This window comes from Aeromonas sp. QDB11, assembly GCF_027705265.1.
GTDB lineage: Bacteria > Pseudomonadota > Gammaproteobacteria > Enterobacterales > Aeromonadaceae > Aeromonas > Aeromonas allosaccharophila.
Map to the genome: position 1 here is coordinate 1 of NZ_JAPDBM010000020.1, position 16,953 is coordinate 16,953.

At 59.0% G+C, this 16,953-nt stretch carries 13 protein-coding genes and 2 pseudogenes; 3 read left to right on the forward strand and 12 right to left on the reverse strand.

Translation table 11 applies throughout. The features are described 5' to 3' along the window. The first annotated feature begins 275 nt into the window (after positions 1-275). Positions 276-1,409 (forward strand): GGDEF domain-containing protein, encoded by a 1,134-nt coding sequence (locus tag OKC40_RS08865; RefSeq protein ID WP_270794842.1) that lies wholly within the window; start codon positions 276-278, stop codon positions 1,407-1,409. A 101-nt stretch (positions 1,410-1,510) separates the two neighbouring features. Here OKC40_RS08865 and OKC40_RS08870 read toward each other — a convergent pair whose 3' ends face one another. The 7 genes and pseudogenes from OKC40_RS08870 to OKC40_RS08900 all read right to left on the reverse strand — a co-directional run. Continuing rightward, complete coding sequence (locus OKC40_RS08870) at positions 1,511-2,845, reverse strand: MFS transporter (RefSeq protein ID WP_270794843.1); 1,335 nt, start codon at positions 2,843-2,845, stop codon at positions 1,511-1,513. Between the two features lie 21 nt (positions 2,846-2,866). Further along, positions 2,867-4,387, reverse strand: a complete 1,521-nt coding sequence (gene uhpB / locus OKC40_RS08875; RefSeq protein WP_270794845.1) for a signal transduction histidine-protein kinase/phosphatase UhpB — start codon at positions 4,385-4,387, stop codon at positions 2,867-2,869. Beyond that, a complete protein-coding gene (uhpA, locus tag OKC40_RS08880) occupies positions 4,384-4,974 on the reverse strand; it encodes a transcriptional regulator UhpA (RefSeq protein ID WP_005334071.1) in 591 nt (196 codons plus the stop codon). The genes uhpB and uhpA overlap by 4 nt, the downstream gene beginning before the upstream one ends. Before the next feature lie 168 nt (positions 4,975-5,142). Continuing rightward, positions 5,143-5,538, reverse strand: a complete 396-nt coding sequence (gene rnk, locus OKC40_RS08885) for a nucleoside diphosphate kinase regulator (RefSeq protein ID WP_201930015.1) — start codon at positions 5,536-5,538, stop codon at positions 5,143-5,145. Positions 5,539-5,781: 243 nt separating this feature from the next. Next, on the reverse strand, positions 5,782-6,519 hold the full coding sequence (locus OKC40_RS08890) for a substrate-binding periplasmic protein (protein WP_270794847.1): 738 nt from the start codon (positions 6,517-6,519) through the stop codon (positions 5,782-5,784). 82 nt (positions 6,520-6,601) lie between these two features. After that, a pseudogene (locus OKC40_RS08895) lies at positions 6,602-6,790 on the reverse strand (hypothetical protein); the annotation flags it as partial. Beyond that, positions 6,748-7,038 (reverse strand): annotated as a pseudogene (locus OKC40_RS08900) (alkaline phosphatase); the annotation flags it as partial. The pseudogenes OKC40_RS08900 and OKC40_RS08895, both read right to left, overlap by 43 nt. A gap of 323 nt (positions 7,039-7,361) precedes the next feature. On the opposite strand from OKC40_RS08900, the gene ylqF reads away from it, so the two are divergent. Then, positions 7,362-8,312 (forward strand): ribosome biogenesis GTPase YlqF, encoded by a 951-nt coding sequence (gene ylqF, locus OKC40_RS08905; protein ID WP_270794848.1) that lies wholly within the window; start codon positions 7,362-7,364, stop codon positions 8,310-8,312. A gap of 141 nt (positions 8,313-8,453) precedes the next feature. Here ylqF and OKC40_RS08910 read toward each other — a convergent pair whose 3' ends face one another. From OKC40_RS08910 to dinG, 3 genes are all read right to left on the reverse strand, one after another. Continuing rightward, positions 8,454-9,350: a histone deacetylase family protein gene (locus OKC40_RS08910; protein ID WP_270794850.1), complete on the reverse strand. Its 897-nt coding sequence runs from the start codon at positions 9,348-9,350 to the stop codon at positions 8,454-8,456. Positions 9,351-9,449: 99 nt separating this feature from the next. Beyond that, positions 9,450-10,109 (reverse strand): YccT family protein, encoded by a 660-nt coding sequence (locus OKC40_RS08915; RefSeq protein ID WP_270794852.1) that lies wholly within the window; start codon positions 10,107-10,109, stop codon positions 9,450-9,452. A 142-nt stretch (positions 10,110-10,251) separates the two neighbouring features. After that, entirely contained in the window at positions 10,252-12,339 is a 2,088-nt protein-coding gene (gene dinG, locus OKC40_RS08920; protein WP_270794854.1) for an ATP-dependent DNA helicase DinG, read from the reverse strand. 396 nt (positions 12,340-12,735) lie between these two features. Here dinG and OKC40_RS08925 point away from each other — a divergent pair, with 396 nt between their 5' ends. Continuing rightward, positions 12,736-13,872, forward strand: coding sequence for a porin (locus OKC40_RS08925; protein ID WP_270794856.1), 1,137 nt, complete (start codon positions 12,736-12,738; stop codon positions 13,870-13,872). 550 nt (positions 13,873-14,422) lie between these two features. Here OKC40_RS08925 and tyrA read toward each other — a convergent pair. Together tyrA and OKC40_RS08935 are read right to left on the reverse strand one after the other, a co-directional pair. Next, positions 14,423-15,550: a bifunctional chorismate mutase/prephenate dehydrogenase gene (gene tyrA, locus OKC40_RS08930; protein ID WP_270794858.1), complete on the reverse strand. Its 1,128-nt coding sequence runs from the start codon at positions 15,548-15,550 to the stop codon at positions 14,423-14,425. 118 nt (positions 15,551-15,668) lie between these two features. Beyond that, positions 15,669-16,742, reverse strand: coding sequence for a 3-deoxy-7-phosphoheptulonate synthase (locus OKC40_RS08935; RefSeq protein WP_270794859.1), 1,074 nt, complete (start codon positions 16,740-16,742; stop codon positions 15,669-15,671). Positions 16,743-16,953: the final 211 nt, after the last annotated feature.

The following is a 16,953-nucleotide window of genomic DNA, read 5'->3' on the forward strand; positions in this document are numbered from 1 at the left end:
TATTATCGAGTTCGGTGATCGCCTGAACGGTCACCTGTAATGGCGTGGGCAGTTACACAGAATTATTTACAGGCTCAGGGGCTCGCATGTGGCTTTTGTCGGGGGGATCTCATCAGCGGGTATGTATCGAGCCTGTGGTGACTGAATGGCGATAGTGATCCAGCAGCGCGAAAAACCGGCGAACAGGATGTTTTTATTGTGAAAACAGTCAGGTCCCTCTGGGTCTAGGCAAACGCTTCTCATATACTCAGTTACCCTCTCTGTATGGCTTTGGTATGGACGCCTCACTACTGCTCAAGCTGGATATTTTTACCTTGATGATCATGGCCTTGTGTGGCTATTGTCTCGGTTTCCTCACGCTCACCATCATTCGCGTGACTCACCACGATATTCCCGGCGTCGGGGTCTGGTGGTGGTCCAGCCTGTTTGCCATGCTGGGTCAGGCGGGATTCGCCAGTCTGCTGCTGACCCCCACGCCTTATGGCTCCTGGGTTGGCAATGTCTTCCTGATTTTTCATGTGTTGTTGCTGCTGGTCGCCCAGCGCTGTTTCTTCCGTCAACCGCCCGGCTGGCGCGCTTGCTGGGGGTTCATCCTGCTGTTTGCCGCCATCATGACCTGGTCGGTCGCCATCGATGGCCGGATTGCGGTGCGGGTGATGATCAGCAGCGCCACCTTCCTCGTGCTCAGTACGCTGATCATCTGGCAGCTCTGGCGCCACGGACGCCCCGATTATCAGGTGGCGGTCTGGGTGCTGATTGGCCTCAATCTGGTGCTGATTGCCATGACCCTGATGCGGATATGTGCCGTCTGGGGCGAGGTGATCGAAAGCCCGTTCCAGCGTCAGTTGTTCAACGTGTTGCCCTATGTCTCCATGCTGGTGGGCAGCTCCATGCTCACCTTCGGGGTGCTGCTGCTCTGCAACCAGCACCGGGCGCTGGAGCTGCGCTATCAGGCCAGTCATGATCCGCTGACCGGGTTGTTCAATCGTCGCGGTTTTATGGAACGTCTGACCCGGGGACGGCCGGCACAACAGGGGGCGCTGGTGGTGCTCGATCTGGATGACTTCAAGCAGGTCAACGATCGGCATGGTCATGAGGTGGGGGATCGGGTACTGGAGCGGGTCGGGCTGGCGCTGCGCGAGCTGGAGGGGGTGTTGGCCGGTCGCTTTGGGGGCGAGGAGTTTGTGCTGCTGTTTCGCCATGCCACCGCAGACGAGGCGATCGCCCGTTGCCAGTCACTGCTGGTTCAGCTTGCGGCCAGCGAGGTGGAGGGGATCCATATTACCGTCAGCATGGGGGTCGCCCACTGGCAGGGAGAGTGGCATTTCGACCACCTGTTCCGGCGCGCGGACGACGCCCTCTATCGGGCCAAACGGGAAGGGAAGAACCGGGTCTGTCAGGCGGCCTGAGGCAGGGATAGGTTTAGGGATAAAGGAGGGATAAAGGCAGGGCGCGGTGATCCGCGCCCTGCCTGTTTCTGCTTGCCGGATCTGGCTTGCCATGCCAGCCGCTACTCTGCATTCGCTTGAGCGGTTCTGGGGGCCTGCGCCTTGAGGAAGGGGAGCAGCAGCAGGGCCGAGACGCCCGCCGCCACCGAGATCACCACGAAGAAGCCGTTCCAGTGCCAGATCTCCATCACCTTGGCCAGCGGATAGCCCGACAGCGCCGCCCCCATGTAGGCAAACAGGCCGACGAAGCCGGTGGCTGCCCCCGCCGCGTTTTTGTGGGAGCACTCCGCCGCCGCCATGCCGATCAGCATCTGCGGGCCAAACACGAAGAAACCGATGGTAAAGAAGCAGGCCGCCTGCATCACATAGCTGAAGAAGGGCATCAGCCAGAGCGATCCCACCGCCAGCAATATTCCCACCGCAAAGATCAGGTTCATCGGGCCACGGTTGCCGTTGAACAGCTTGTCCGATCCCCAGCCTGCCACCAGGGCGCCGATAAAGCCCCCCACCTCGAACATCGAAATAGCCGAGTTGGCGCTCATCAGATTGAAGCCGCGCTGCTCGGTCATATAGAGGTTGCCCCAGTCGTTGATGGCGGTGCGCACCACATAGACCAGCACGTAGCAGCAGGCCAGCAGCCAGATATAGGGGTTGCCGAGCACATATTTGCGCAGGATCTGGCGGTGGGAGAGCCCCGCATCCTGGGTCTGCTGGGCCAGCTCCATGGCGTCCTTGCGCCACTCGCCCACTGTCGGTAGCCCCATGGCGCTCGGGGTATCCCGCAGCCGCCAGCAGAGGAACAACCCCGCCACGATGGCGATAAGGCCGGGCACTATCATGCCGTAGCGCCAGCCATGTTGCAGGGCGATGGTGCTGACGATGAGAGGGATGAGCGCCCCGCCGACGTTGTGGGCAGTGTTCCAGGCCGACCACCAGACTCCGCGCTCGGTGCGCGAGTACCAGCTGGTGAGCAGCTTGGAGCAGGGGGGCCAGCCCCAGCCCTGGAAGAAGGCGTTGGCGACCCAGAGGGCGGCAAACATCCAGAGTGCCGACGAGAGGCCGAACAGGATATTGATGACCCCGGTGGCCATCAAGCCAATCCCCATGAAGTAGCGCGGGTTGGCGCGGTCGCTGATGATGCCGGAGAAGAACTTGGAGCAGCCGTAGGTGATGTAGAACAGGGTCCAGAGCATGCCGATGTCTGACTTGTCCAGCATGCCGCTCGCCAGCATGTCCGGCATGGCGAAGTTGAAGCTCTTGCGGGTGAAGTAGAAGACCGCGTAGCCCAGATACATGGTCAGCAGCAGGTGCAGCCGCCAGTGGCGATAGGTCGCGTCGATCTCGGCCTGATCCCGGATAAGGGGCTGGGGCGGCGCGCTTCTCATAAAACTCAGCACAGGCTGGCCCTCCGGTGGTGATTAGCCATGACTCTCCTCCCGTTTGCGACTGGGCAGGTTGACCGTCAGCTGGGTGCCGTGGACGCAGGAGAGTTGCAGACTGCCCCCGAGCGCCTGTACCCGCTCGCGAATGCCGAGCAGGCCATAGCCTTGTTGCGGGCGACTCTGTGGCAGGCCGCGGCCATCATCTTCCAGCACCAGTTGCAGCTGCTCGCCGCTGGCCCGGGCGCGAATGGTGACCGAGTGGGCGTTGGCATGTTTGACCACGTTGTTGAGCCCCTCCTGACAGACCCGAAACAGGGTGACCCGCTGGGCATCGGAGAGATCCCCATCCGCCAGCTGCCACTCCAGCCGGGTGACGATGCCGTGACGCTCCAGCTCCAGCTCCCGCAGCAGACTGCGTACCGCCTGCTCCAGGGTCATGTCGTCGAGCTGGCGCGGGCGCAGGCGGCCGAGCAGGCCGCGCACCGCATCGTAGATCCCGAGCGACAGGGTGTCGATCAGGGCGCTGCTCTGGCCCACACCCGCATTGTCGGGGGCGAGCCGGCGCACTATCCCGGCCTGGGTGCGAATGGCGGTGATGGTCTGGCCGATATCATCGTGCAGCTCGCGCGCTACCTCCTTGCGAATGCTCTCCTCGGTCTCCAGCAGCCGCTCGGTGAGTTGGCGATTGTGGGCGAGCTGGCGGGTCAGCGCCTGATTGAGTTCGCGCTGGCGCTGGATCCCGGCGCCGAGCAGCAGGCCGGTAAGGCTCTGGGCCAGCAGGGAGAGCAGCAGATCGAGGGGGTGATCGTGCCAGGCCTGACTGGCCAGCAGGGCGATGGTGTTCATCAGGGTGGCGAGCAGCGCCCCCTGCCAGCCGTAGCGCCACGCCATGGCGATGATGGGGATGGCGAGACAAAACGGGGTGAAGCGCACCAGCGAGTTGGGCAATCCCAGTTGCAGCCAGAGGCTCAGCACGAACAGCAGCAGGTACCAGACCAGATGGCGAAAGCGCCAGTCCACCGGCTGATCCACCAGCGCAGGACCGAGTGGCACCCAGGTGGCGCGGGTGAGGTAGTGCCAGATCAGCATGCAGGTGGAGGTCAGCGTCAGCCCCCCGGTCAGGCTGAGCAGCAGGGCAGAGAGGCCATCTTCCCCCGCCAGATGCCAGAGCAGGGCTTGCAGCAGCGCTGCCGCCGTGACGGTGGCCAGCAGCAGCAACAGTTGCTGCCAGTCGTTGCGCACCTGCTGGCGACGGGCAATCAGTAGCGGCAACAGGGTCAGCAGGCTGCCCGCGACCAGCCACGGCCAGTGGGGCAGCCCCACCTCCTGATTGAGCCAGTAGAGCAGCAGCCCTTCGCACAATAATAGCGGCGGCCAGTAGTGGCCGGGACTTTGCAGCAGCAAGCCAAGGCGCAGGCCGAAGGGGAACAGCAGCACCGCCAGCGCCGGGCCACCCGCCAGATGCAGGCTGATGCTCCAGAGGCAAAACCAGCCGGCGGCAAAGATGAAGCAGGCCGCCAGCGCGATGGCGACATAGCTGGCAAAACGGGAGATCACCAGCTATCCAGCATGCGGTGGGCCAGCTCGACGTTGTTGCTGACCTTGAGCTTGTCCATCAGGTTGGCGCGATGGACGTGGACCGTCTTGGGGGAGAGGCCAAGCTGCTCGGCGATGGCTTTTACTTCCAGTCCCTGTGCCAGCAACTGGGCAATCTCCCGCTCCCGATTGGTGAGGGGATCCCGGCTGCTGCTGGCCAGCTTCTGGGCGATGTCCGGCGTCAGATAACACCCCCCCTGGGCGGCGGTACGCACGGCGGCGATCAGTTCGTCCGGGCTGCAGCGCTTGGAGAGAAATCCCTTGGCACCGGTCTGCAGTGCCTGCTCGATGAGGGCCGGGCTGTCGTGGACCGAGAGCATCACCACCGCCAGACCGGAGGGGAGCTGCTTGAGCAGATCCAGCCCCGATTGGTCGGGCATCGAGATGTCGCAGACGCAGACCCGCGCCCCGCTGCCGGGCAGACCGGCAAGGGCGTCGCTGGCGGAGCCGAATTCGGCGACCACCTGCAGGTCGGGCTCCAGATTGAGCAGTTGGGCAAAACCGGATCGGACGATCTGGTGATCGTCGATGAGGGCAATTTTTATCATGATGTCAGCCTGAAATTCGGTGCGTCATGACCATGACGCGGCCAACAAGATACCTGCCCCCCGAGTCAGGCTCAAGGGGCGGGGGACGATAGGGGGAAAATCGGCTCGATAAGCAAGGGAAGCTTGATCGGGATCAGGCTGTGCGGGCTGGCCTGCCCGCAACCGGAGTCAGCGGTGCAGCTCGCCGGCGCGCTCCGGCTGATAGACCACTTCCAGAATTTCCACCTCGATGGTGCGACCGGCCGGGCCCGGCCAGGCGATGCTGTCGCCCACTTTCAGGCCTAGCAGGGCACTGCCCACCGGCGCCAGTACCGAGATATTGCTCTCGTCACCCTTGGCATCGCGCGGGTAGACCAGGGTGAGGCAGAACTCGTTGCCGCTGTTCTGCATCTTGAAGCGCACCTTGCTGTTCATGGTGACCACGTCCGGCGGCATGTCGGCCGGTTCGCGGATCTCGGCGCGATCCAGCTCCTCTTGCAGGGCCAGATGCTGGGGGTGGTTGCCGAGCAGTTGTTCGATACGATCCAGATCAAGGCTGGAGATAACGAGATGAGGTTGTTTCATAGGATATTCCTTATCAATAGCAGAGAGGCCAGGCCGACAAGGGAAGGCTGGACAGTACGCTGGATGTCACACAATGGTTTACACAGATTCAAAACAGTGAAAATGCCATGCCCCCAAACGACTCGCGGCCGAAGGAGCGAGGCGGGGGCTCAGCAGGGTGTGAGCAAATGCGAGGAAATAACGAGTATTTTCATGGGGCTACCATAACCATTCTGGCTGGCCTTGGCAACCGTGACTGAGTGACTACTCAGGAGCCTGATAGTTGTACTGACGGATGATCCGCGCCAGGGCGCCATCATGGCGCATCTGGTCGATCACGGCTTGCCAGCGACGACCTTCGGTGAAGGAGAAATCCTTGCTGGCCGCGATAAATAACTGGGTCCGCATCAAGGATTCGCCTTTGACTATCTCATCGATGGAAAATCCACCCGTCTGCTGGTTGTAGAGGATGACGTTCCAGGCTGCGACCCAGGCATCGATGCGTCCTCGTTGCAGTTTGAGGGCATTGAGATCTTCGGTGGCAACGGTTTGGCTGGCGAGATTAAGCCGCTGCTTGAGCAGGTACTGGCCGAAGGAGTGACGCAAGGCGCCCAGCTTGAGCGAAGGAAGATCTTTTAACGTGAGCGGAGTGGGATGGGCGTTGCGATCACTGACGATGACGAACTCTTCATCGAGGATCGGTGTCACCCAGTAGTAGAGGTGTTCCCGTTGAGAGCTGCGCACCGGCGGGATCAGCAAGACATCCTTGCGATGCGCGGTTTGGGTGAGCGCCCGTGCCAGCGGCATCAACTCGATGGTGAGCGGTTCTTTGAGGCGTCGGGCGGCCTCTTCCATGATCTCGATGGCGACACCGCTTGGCTTGCCGTGAGAGGAGCGAATGACATAGGGGGGCAGCTCGGCCGCCACCAGCACAATAGCCTGGGCGCCGGTGTGTACCAGCAATAACAGCAGGGCAAAAAAGGGCAGGCAGAGAGCGCGCATCAAGATCGTGAGCCAGAGTCGAATGGTCAGAGTGTAACATTCCTGCCTGCGTTGTCTTTCCACCCGCTGAAGGGTTGGGATCTCAGTCGAAGAAATCCCGCAGATCGCGCACTTCGTAATCGGCGAGTTGCAGCCAGGGGAGCTGAGCGGGCAGCTTGCGCAGGGTCACCTCCATCCGGTAGCTGCGATAGCCGTCGAGGCTGGCCGACTCCACTACCAGCGGGATCTGCCACTGATGCGACCATAGAATCCGGGTTCGTTGCTGCCCTTCTGGGCATCGTGGGAGAAGGTCTTGATGAAGGCCGTCTCTGGCAGGGTATCGATGGTCAGATCACCCTCTTCGCCGACACCGTAGATGCGGGCCGCCGTCAGGGTGTTGAGGCCCATGCCGTCACCGAGGAAGAAGATGACGTTGGTGGGCTGGGTGGCGGGCTTGGTCGCCACCGTGTCATTGTCTGATTTGCAGCCGGCGGCCAGGGCGGCGCCGATCATCACTGCAAGTCCTGCCATTTTTCTCATTGGGGTTCGCTCCTTGTAAAACCTGAGCGCAGCCTAGAGGGGGTAGATGACACTTTTACTGACTATCGGTGACGGTTATGTGAAAAGAGGATGGAAATGTTACATTATATCAATGTGTTATCTGTCAATTGAGCAGGTTGGTCTGCTCGTTTTCGGCTGTATTGCTTCGTCTCGACGGTTTGCTGATTTGATGAGGTGATGGCTAGAATGACCTGTCAAAATGGGCCCGCAGCAGGTAAAATGCGCCCCCTTCGTTCGATGCCCGCGGCAGAGCGCCTGTTGTTCCATGCGCGCGCCCGCAGCCCCCACAGAGAGTAACGGATATGTCCATCAACTGGTTCCCCGGTCACATGCACAAGGCCCGCAAAGAGATTGCCGAGGTCATGCCCCAGGTCGATGTGATCATCGAGATGCTCGATGCCCGCATCCCCTTCTCCAGCGAAAACCCGCTGGTGCCCGAGCTGCGTGGTGATACCCCGGTGATCAAGGTGCTGAACAAGGCGGACCTCGCCGATCCGGCGATCACCGATCTGTGGGTGGCGCACATGGAAAAAGAGAAGGGGATCAAGGCGCTGCCGTTGACGCAACAAGAGCCGGAGAAGATCAAGCAACTGCTGACCCTCTGCCATGAGATGCTGCCGGAGCGCAATTTTGAGCTGCGCGGCGTGCGGGCGATGATCATGGGGATCCCCAACGTGGGCAAGTCCACCCTGATCAATACCCTGGCCGGACGCATCATCGCCCGCACCGGCAACGAGGCGGGGGTGACCAAGTCCCAGCAGCGGATCAAGCTGGAGAACAACGTCATCCTGACCGATACCCCGGGTTTTCTCTGGCCCAAACTCAACCCGCCCTCCTGCGGGTATCGGCTGGCCATCACCGCGGCTATCAAGGATACGGTGTTCGACTATGCCGATATCGCCATGTTTGCCGCCGACTACTTCATCAAGGCCTATCCGGAGCGGATCAAGGCACGCTACCAGATAGCTGAACTGCCCGAGACCGAGATCGAGCTGCTGGAGATGATTGCCCGCCAACGCGCCTTCGTGCGCAAAGGGGGTCTGGCCGATCTGCACAAGGCGTCCGAGATCCTGATCAACGAGTTCCGCTCCGGCCTGCTTGGCCGCATCTCGTTGGAGACGCCGGAGATGGTGAGCATCGAGATTGTCGAAGCCGCAGAAGAAGCCGAGCAAAAAGCCAAAGAGAAGGCCGAGCGGGAAGAGGAGCGTCAGGCCCGCGCCCGTCGCAAGTACGCCCGCAAGCGGCAGAAATAGTGATTCTCAGGCGTCCCAAGCTTGCTAGGCATCGAGCGAGCTTGTGAGACCGAGATAACGAAACAAGAAGAGGCGACCCCAGGGTCGCCTCTTCTATTTTAATCTGGTGAAGTGCCCGCCCACTCGGATGGCGTTTCCGCATCAGCCAAAACGTTGGCGAGCTGTCTCAAACAGCGACATATGAAGCGGGATCAGCTGCTGCCAGTCGCGGCGATAGCCGCCACCGGGCACCGCCGCGATGGGCACGCCGTGCTGCACTGCGTAGTCAAACACCATGGCATCGCGCAGGCGAACACCTTCATCGCTCAGGGAGAGATAGCCAAGCTCGTCGGCATGATGCACATCGACGCCCGCCTGATAGAGGATGAGATCCGGCAAATAGAGGCGCAGTGCCAGTGAGAGCGCCTGTTGCAGTGTGGTGAGATAGGCATCGTCAGCCATGCCGCTTGGCAGTGGAAAGTCGAGGTGAGAGGTGGCTTTGTGGTGGGGGAAGTTGTGCTCACCATGGAGGGAGAGGGTGATGATATCGCGCCGTCCGGCGCACAGGGCCGCACAGCCATCTCCCTGATGCACATCGAGATCGACGATCAGCACCTGTTCACAGCGCCCCTCGTCGAGGCAAGCTTGCGCGGCAATCACCAGATCGTTGAACAGACAAAAACCGCTGCCGTGATCCCGATGGGCGTGGTGGTAGCCGCCGGAGATCTGCAAGCCGCAGCCCTGCTCAAGTGCATAGCGGCTGGCGGCAATGGTGGCACCGACCGAGCGCAAGGTGCGCTCCATCAGCATGGGTGACCAGGGAAAACCGAGCTTGCGGATGGCGCGCGCTTCCAGCTGGCCGCTCAGGGCCGCCGCGACATAATCGGCATTGTGAATTCGGCAGATTTGCTCCCGGGTAGCCGCGGGCGCTTCGCCAAGGGGGTAACCCTGCACCTGCAGGCGCTCAAACAGTCCCTGATACTTGGCCAGCGGAAAGCGATGGCGTTCGGGCAGAGTCAAGGCTGAGTAGAGGGGGTGGTAGAAAATATACAGTGACATCAGGGATTGGTTCCATCGGTGCAGAGATGAACCTGGATATGAAAAAGGGGAGCCAGGCTCCCCTTGTCATTCCCGACGGGTCAGGATGAAGGTCCCGGATTACTGCTGCTGGATAACCCAGATCTGGAAGGCTTTACGGGTTTCCGCATCCGCCTTGTTGTACCAGTTTTGCAGCTGGGTCAGGGCTTCCGGATTGCTCTGTGCCTTGCTCGGCGCAGCCACGACTGGTGCGCTGGCGGCGGCCATTACGGCGGCAGAGGAGACGGCAACGGTTTTGGGCTGGTTGAAGGCTTTGCCCATGTTGATCAGCTCTTGCTGATAGTCACGGGTCAGCTGGAAGCCTTCTACTTTCGGCATCACGAACTGTTCGCTGCTTACCTGCTGGCCGCTGACCTTGTCTTTCAGCGCCACTTTCTGATCTTTCAGGAACTGTTTGGCTTCGGCTTCGTTGCGGGGCTTCTTGTAGTCCAGTACCAGCTGCTGATTGTCGGCGGCGGTAAAGTTGATCACCAAGGGCTCAGCGGTCACCAGCTTGATTTCGTCTCGATTAGAATAATTGCCTTCAAACGCAACCACGAGCTGATGTTTACCAACATTAAGTGGGAATTTCTTGGTGTTATCGAGTAATGAGGGGTTGATTGCTTGACCATCAATCAGCTGGACAACATAAGGGTTGGTCACTTCCAGTTGAGCATCAGCCAGGGCGCTACTGGCCCACAACAGACCAGCCAGTGCCGGTACCAGAACAGTCAGTTTCATTTCATCTCCTTGAACAGTCAGGCGATTGCCCACTGAAAACAGGGGCTCATTTTTGCAGGTTTGGCCCACTGCGGCAATGGCTCTTTCTGGGGGCGAAAGTTCGTGCCGTTGCCACTCTATTTGTCAATAAAGACTGGCTTATTTACTCGATCCGCCGTGTAAACGGCGGGAGGGCATCGAGCAGCCCCTTGCCGTAACGTTTGGTCAGCAGCCGTCGGTCAAGAATGGTGACCCGTCCCCGATCGGCTTCTTTACGAATGAGACGACCACAGGCCTGGATCAGTTTGCGCGACGCCTCTGGCACCGTCAGTTGCAGGAAAGGATTGCCGCCCCGCTGCTCGACCCACTCGGAGGTGGCCTCCTCGACCGGCGAGTTGGGCACCGCGAAGGGGAGCTTGGTGATCACCAGATTGGTGAGGTAGTGACCCGGCAGATCCAGCCCCTCCGAGAAGCTGCCGGTACCACATAGAATGCTGGGCTGACCGCCATCGCATTTTTGCTTGTGCAAGGTAAGCAACGCATTGCGGGATGCTTCCCCCTGCACCAGCAGGGAGAGTCCCTTGGCGCGCAGTCCCGCCACCACTTCATTCATCTGCCGGTAGGAGGAGAAAAGTACCAGGCTTGCCTCCTTGCCTGCCAGAATGCGCGGCAGCACGCTGACAAGCTCGCTGGTAAAAGCAGGCGAGTTGGGTTCGTGCGCCATTTTGGGCAGATAGAGCTCGGCCTTCTGATAGTCAAAGGGGGAGCGCAGGCGCAGATAGCGAGTGCCGTCGTGCTCTTTGAGCCCCACCTGATGGCGAAAATAGCTAAAGGAGGAGAGGGCGGTGAGGGTCGCGGAGACCAGCACGGCCCCCAGACACTTGGACCAGAGCCACTCTTCCAGCAGATACCCCACTTCTATCGGTGAGGCATGCAGCCAGATATCGCCATCGTCGCTCCTGGCCATCCAGCGGGCGAGCGGGGTCTTGCCCGTCGGGACATGGCGTCCCAGCATCTCCCACAAGGCGCAGAAACTCTCCAGCCGCTGCAGATGAAAACCGCTCTCGGCCAGCAGGGGTTCGGCCTCCTTGCGGCGGATCTCGCCATCTTTCAGCGCTTCACCGATGGCCCCCTGCATCCGGTCCAGCGCCCGCAGTGCCTTCTTGCTCGACTCCTTGAGGTTTTCCGCCAGCATCGGCAGGGGGTCTGGCAACACCCCTTCGGCGAAGCGGTAGTGGGGTTCAGTGCCAAACAGCCGATCGTTGGCGCCGAGCCACTGTTCAACGGCCTTGAGATCCGGCTGGATGGAGGCCAGCGCATCCTGCAGTTTGAGCTGGGGGTCGAGCAGGCTCTCTTTATTAAGCGTCCGCGCCAGCTTGCCAGCGCTTTGTACCAGCTTCTCCAGCCAGCGGCGCGAGCCTTTGATGCTGGCCGACGCGGCGCCGTGATCCCGAGCGATGGTGGGCAGGTGATGGGCCTCATCCAGTACATAGATGCACTCATCGGGGGGCGGCAGGATGATGCCCCCCCCCATGGTGAGATCGGAGAGCAGCAGGGCATGGTTCACGACCAGCACATCGGCACTGTCCATATCGTTGCGGGCGCGATGAAAGGGGCAGTGCTGATGATGGCTCAGCGCCTTGTTGCAGGTGTGGCGATCGGCAGCGATGCGATCCCAACAGAGGTCGGGGATCGGCTCCGGCCAGTTGTCCCGATCCCCGTCCCACTTGCCATTGGTATAGGCCTGCCACAGCGCCTGGTAACGATCCTTGTCGCTCTCCGATGGTTTGTGTTTGCTGAGGGCACCCGTATTTTGCAGAAAAAAGTCGAGCTCGAAGTTGGCCATCTCGGCACCACTGGCACCCTGCTCCAGCAGATGCTCGCAGCAGTAACGCTGACGCCCCTTGACCAGCATAAAGCGAAACGGCAGCTCGCTGTGGCGGTGGTAAAAGGGGAGGTCTTTGTGGATCAGCTGCTCCTGCAAGGCCACGGTAGCGGTGGAGATCACCAGCTTCTTCTGGGTGAGCCGTGCCACCGGGATGGCGCCCTGAGCATAGGAGAGAGATTTGCCGATACCGGTTCCCGCTTCGGCCACCAGGATCCGGCGCTGTTTGTCGTACTCGCCGGTCAGGGTTTTGGCGATTTCGGCCACCAGAAAGTTCTGCTCTTTGCGCGGCACAAAACCGGGTAATCCATCCGCAATCTGGCGATAGGTTTGACGAATGGTGGCTTTGAGGCGAGTAGAGAGCATGAAGAGAAGGCCAGTTAAGGGTTAATCGAAGGACAAGGATACCCGCAACCCCTTGGTGAGGTCGAGGCAACTGCCATTATCACGGCAGTTTTACGCTGATCAGACCACTTTAGTTGTTTATCAGGTAGTTAGCGTTGCCTGCATGCAAAACAAGCTATTTGAGTCCATATAATCAGCAGGATTGGTTGTAAACGTTTTCCCTTTTATTGAGCCTCAAGTGAGATTTGGATCACATTTTCATCTTGGGGACCATGATTTCCATAAAAAGTTCCAAGTTTTTTCATTGCGGTTCAAAAAATCCGGTGCTAGTCTCGGCGGCATAGTGATGCAAAGAACATCGCTAACACAGGGAATAACAACGACTTAGTGTTTAACTTACAGTAGGCATTGGAAACTATGAAAAAGACAATTCTGGCAATCGCTATCCCGGCTCTGTTCGCTTCCGCAGCCAACGCAGCTACCGTGTATGACAAAGATGGCACCAAATTTGATGTGAACGGTCGTGTACATGCTCGTTATCAAGGTGAGGAAGACAAAGCGGAATTTGATGCAGTTAAAAATAGCTTTGTAAAGCAGCAGGATCAAACTCAAAAGGGTGAGGTTAATACCTATGCTCGTATGGGTCTCAGTGGTAAGGTCGCACTGAATAATACATGGTCTGCTCTGGCCATGGGTGAGTGGCAGGTCGAATCCGAAAACTCAGGTGCTGACGATAAACAGTTCGCTTCGCGTCATATTTTTGCCGGTTTTGATGGTTCCCAGTACGGTCAATTCCTGTTTGGTCAGACTGATACCGCTGCTAAATGGGGTGTTCGTGACCGTGCCGATATCTTCGAAGAGTTGGGCAACGTAGGCAACTTGGACGACGGTCGTCAAGAAGGCCAAGTGATTTATCGTGGTGCATGGGATGGCGCCTTCTTTAATGCTTCCTACATCAGCCACAACAGCTCCTATTCATCTTCTGATGAGCAAGTTGGTATTGGAACAAACGGTGGTCAGATCAATGCTAATGACGCTGGCCTGAAAAACGGTTATGCGGTCGGCGCTGGTTATAACTTCACCAATGGCTTTGGTTTTGGTGCGAGTTACCAAGACAAGAAGTTTGAAGATGTGACCGCAGGAAGCCTTGCTGACGGTGTCGTTGTTACTCTTGGTGATGAGATTGTTCGCGCTAAATCTAAAGAAGACTGGGCACTGGGCGCATCTTATGCGTACGATGCCTTCTACGTTGGTGCCATGTATAACCAGTCCAAGATTGAGTCTTATGCAGATGAAAGCATGAAAGCTCGTGGTTATGAAATCGCCGGTTCTTATACCATCGATGCTTGGAAGTTGCTTGCTGGCTATAACTTCCTTGAAAGCGAAGCAACTTATACTGGTAAGAGTGCTGGTTATGCCGATATTTTTGACCGTGTAGTACTCGGTGTTGAATATGCATTTACTGGCAATCTGAAGTCTTACGCTAACTATGCAATCGAAAATGCTGGTGAAAAAGACGACCAGTTTGAATTCGGTATGCAGTACAACTTCTAATAAGTTGCACAAGAGTAATATCCTGGCTTGAGTCTTTGACCAAGCTACGAATGGCCGAGATGATATCTCGGCCATTTTCTTTTTGGCGGTTGCTGCGGCGTATTGGCGCCATGATGAATCGCCGGATTGCTGTGTTAAGTGATATTTGGCAAACCGTCTGTCTCGGCTAATCTATCCTGCTTCCTGCTTCCTGCTTCCTGCTTCCTGCTTCCTGCTTCCTGCTTCCTGCTTCCTGCTTCCTGCTTATCTTTTTGATTGATGGGGTCACTACTCTCCTTTGTGCAGTACAGTCATTGCTCGTTGTAGCTTGGTTTGACTGTAAGTCTCTAGCATCCCAGCAGGGGGGGCGCTATTTGCGCTGATATTGAGAGGACATGCTTGGTGGATGTGATGGAGTACAGGAGAGGGCATTGAGGCCAGTTAGAGGTGGGGACTCAACGTACGTCCGAGCGCGACTGACGTTAGCGTTGAAATCGGTAATAAACAAAAAAGGGAAGATGCCGGAGTATCTTCCCTTTTTGGTGATATGAGCGTTACTGCTTTTGCAGGATCAGCCGTGTTGGCGGCGGTCGTTGGCCTGGGCCAGCAGCATGCGGCTTTCCCGCAGGAACTGGTCGGCATGTTCGCCGAAGAAACCGGAGACCTGTGAGAAGGCGTCGATAAATCCGGCTCTGTCCCCCCGCTCCAGCAGCCCCAGCGCTTCGCCGAAGTTTTGGTAGTAACGGCGGATCATCGCCAGATTCTGCGGTGACGACAAAATGATGTCGGCATAGAGGTGGGGATCCTGGGCAAACAGCCGCCCGACCATGGCGAGCTCCAGTCGGTAGATGGGGGAGCTCAAACTCAGCAGGCGATCCAGATTGGCCTGCTCCCGGGAGAGGTGCCAGCCATAGGCAAAGGTGGCGAAGTGACGCAGTGCCTGAATGAGGGTCATCGCCTCATCGTGGGCCTTGGCTTCTACCTGCTGCAAGCGGGCGCCCCAGATGGTCATCTGATCCAGCAGCCACTGGCTGGCGGCGGGGTCACGACCTTGGCAGCAGACGATCACCTGCTTGGCGAGGCTCGCCACATCCGGTCCGAACATGGGGTGCAGCCCCAGCACCGGCCCCTTGTGTACCGCCAGCATATGTTCGAGCGGCGCAGCCTTCACGCTGGTGACATCCACCAGCAGGCAGTGGGCGGGCAAGTTGCCGAGCTGGTCGATGATCTGGCAGGTGATGTCGATAGGCACCGCCACCATCACCAGACCGGCGCCGGCGAGGAGCTCGTCGGCGCGCGGCCAGTCGGCTTGCTCCAGCGTCTCGACCCGATAGCCGGAGAGGCTGAACATGTGGCCAAACAAGCGGCCAAGCTGGCCCTGACCGCCGATGATGACCACCTTGCCAAGATCCGGCTTTATGCACTTGAAGCCGGTGTCTTTCTCGCTGGCATAAGATTCACGCATCACCCGGCGCAGTACATCCTCGATGAGATCGCCGGGCACCCCCAGCAGCTCTGCCTCGGCGCGACGGCGGGCCAGCATGCTCGCCTCCCTGTCCGGTGCATAGATGGGCAGGCCGTGGCGGCTCTTCACTTCACCCACTTCCCCCACCAGGGCCAGACGGGCGGCCAGCAGATCGATCAGCTGCTTGTCCACCGCATCTATCTTGTCCCTGAGCACATTCAACTCTTCAGCCATATCCAGTCCTTGCTGGCGCCGCGGGCGGCGGCGCCCTGTCATTCAAGAGGCAACAAGGTATCACCGCGTGGGCAGTGATACCTCTATGGTTCAATCAGTTACGACAAGATACCACGGCTTACCGTGCAGTTCTGCTCTTGAGCGGCGCCGCCAGCTCGCGATGGCATCGCGCCAGCAGAGTGGCTGTGCTATCCCAGTCGATGCAGGCATCGGTGATGGAGACACCGTAGCGCATCTCGCACTTCGGCTGCTCGCTGGACTGGTTGCCCTCGAACAGGTTGGATTCGAGCATCACACCTATGATGGAGCGGTTGCCCTCCTGGATCTGGTGGATGACGTTGTCGGCCACCTTGGGCTGCAAACGGTGATCCTTGCTGGAGTTGCCGTGGCTGCAATCCACCACGAGGCTCGGCAGCAGGCCCGCTTTCTCCAGCGCCTCTTCCGCCAGCGACACGTTAACCGAGTCGTAGTTGGGATGTTTGCCGCCGCGCAGGATCACGTGGCCATCCGGGTTGCCCTGTGTTTGCAGCAAGGCAACCTGGCCCTGCTGGTTGATCCCCATAAAGGCGTGAGGGGAGGAGGCCGCCTGCAGCGCATTGATGGCAGTACCCAGGTTGCCGTCTGTGCCGTTCTTGAAGCCGACCGGCATGGAGAGACCGGACGCCATCTCCCTGTGGGTCTGGGATTCGGTGGTACGGGCGCCGATGGCCGACCAGGAGAAGAGCTCCGCCAGGTATTGCGGGCTGATGGGATCGAGCGCCTCGGTCGCCAGTGGCAGCTCCAGCTCCGCCAGCCAGCAGAGCAGCTCGCGGGCGCGGTGCAGCCCCAGCTCCACGTCGAAGGTGCCATCGAGGTTTGGATCGTTGATAAACCCCTTCCAGCCGACCGTGGTGCGTGGCTTCTCAAAGTAGACCCGCATGACGATGTAGAGAGAATCCTGATAGGCATCATGCAGCGCTTTGAGTCGGGTTGCGTACTCTTTGGCGGCGTCCATGTCGTGGATGGAACAGGGTCCACAGATCACCAGCAGCCGGTGATCGCGGCGGTGAATGATATCGGCGATGGTAGTGCGGGCCCCTTGCACGAATGCCAGTGCCTTGTCGGAGATGGGTAACTTCTCCTTGAGCTGGGCAGGGGTGATCATCACTTGTTCGGACTGGATATGGATGTTGTTCAGGGGATCTCGCTGCATAGCCTGTTTGCCTCGCCAGAGTCAGCACACTGGTTTTGATACCACCGGCTGTAATTTTATGTTTACGAAAGTACCGCTTTCGTTACGAATGGCCACCACAATACCAAGTAAATGCCAACTTTCAAGTCTGAATATGGAATTTAATAGCCTTTTGGCAATATAAAAGTACTGCTCATCGCCAAAGGTTTGGATTAACTGCCAGATTTGTCCA

Excerpts from the sequence above, each read along its gene's own strand:
- OKC40_RS08915 (WP_270794852.1), bottom strand. The coding sequence starts at position 10,109 with ATGAAACTGACTGTTCTGGTACCGGCACTGGCTGGTCTGTTGTGGGCC.
- dinG (WP_270794854.1), bottom strand. The coding sequence starts at position 12,339 with ATGCTCTCTACTCGCCTCAAAGCCACCATTCGTCAAACCTATCGCCAG.
- uhpA (WP_005334071.1), bottom strand. The coding sequence starts at position 4,974 with ATGATAAAAATTGCCCTCATCGACGATCACCAGATCGTCCGATCCGGT.
- ylqF (WP_270794848.1), top strand. The coding sequence starts at position 7,362 with ATGTCCATCAACTGGTTCCCCGGTCACATGCACAAGGCCCGCAAAGAG.
- OKC40_RS08910 (WP_270794850.1), bottom strand. The coding sequence starts at position 9,350 with ATGTCACTGTATATTTTCTACCACCCCCTCTACTCAGCCTTGACTCTG.
- OKC40_RS08890 (WP_270794847.1), bottom strand. The coding sequence starts at position 6,519 with ATGCGCGCTCTCTGCCTGCCCTTTTTTGCCCTGCTGTTATTGCTGGTA.
- OKC40_RS08925 (WP_270794856.1), top strand. The coding sequence starts at position 12,736 with ATGAAAAAGACAATTCTGGCAATCGCTATCCCGGCTCTGTTCGCTTCC.
- tyrA (WP_270794858.1), bottom strand. The coding sequence starts at position 15,550 with ATGGCTGAAGAGTTGAATGTGCTCAGGGACAAGATAGATGCGGTGGAC.
- rnk (WP_201930015.1), bottom strand. The coding sequence starts at position 5,538 with ATGAAACAACCTCATCTCGTTATCTCCAGCCTTGATCTGGATCGTATC.
- OKC40_RS08935 (WP_270794859.1), bottom strand. The coding sequence starts at position 16,742 with ATGCAGCGAGATCCCCTGAACAACATCCATATCCAGTCCGAACAAGTG.
- OKC40_RS08865 (WP_270794842.1), top strand. The coding sequence starts at position 276 with ATGGACGCCTCACTACTGCTCAAGCTGGATATTTTTACCTTGATGATC.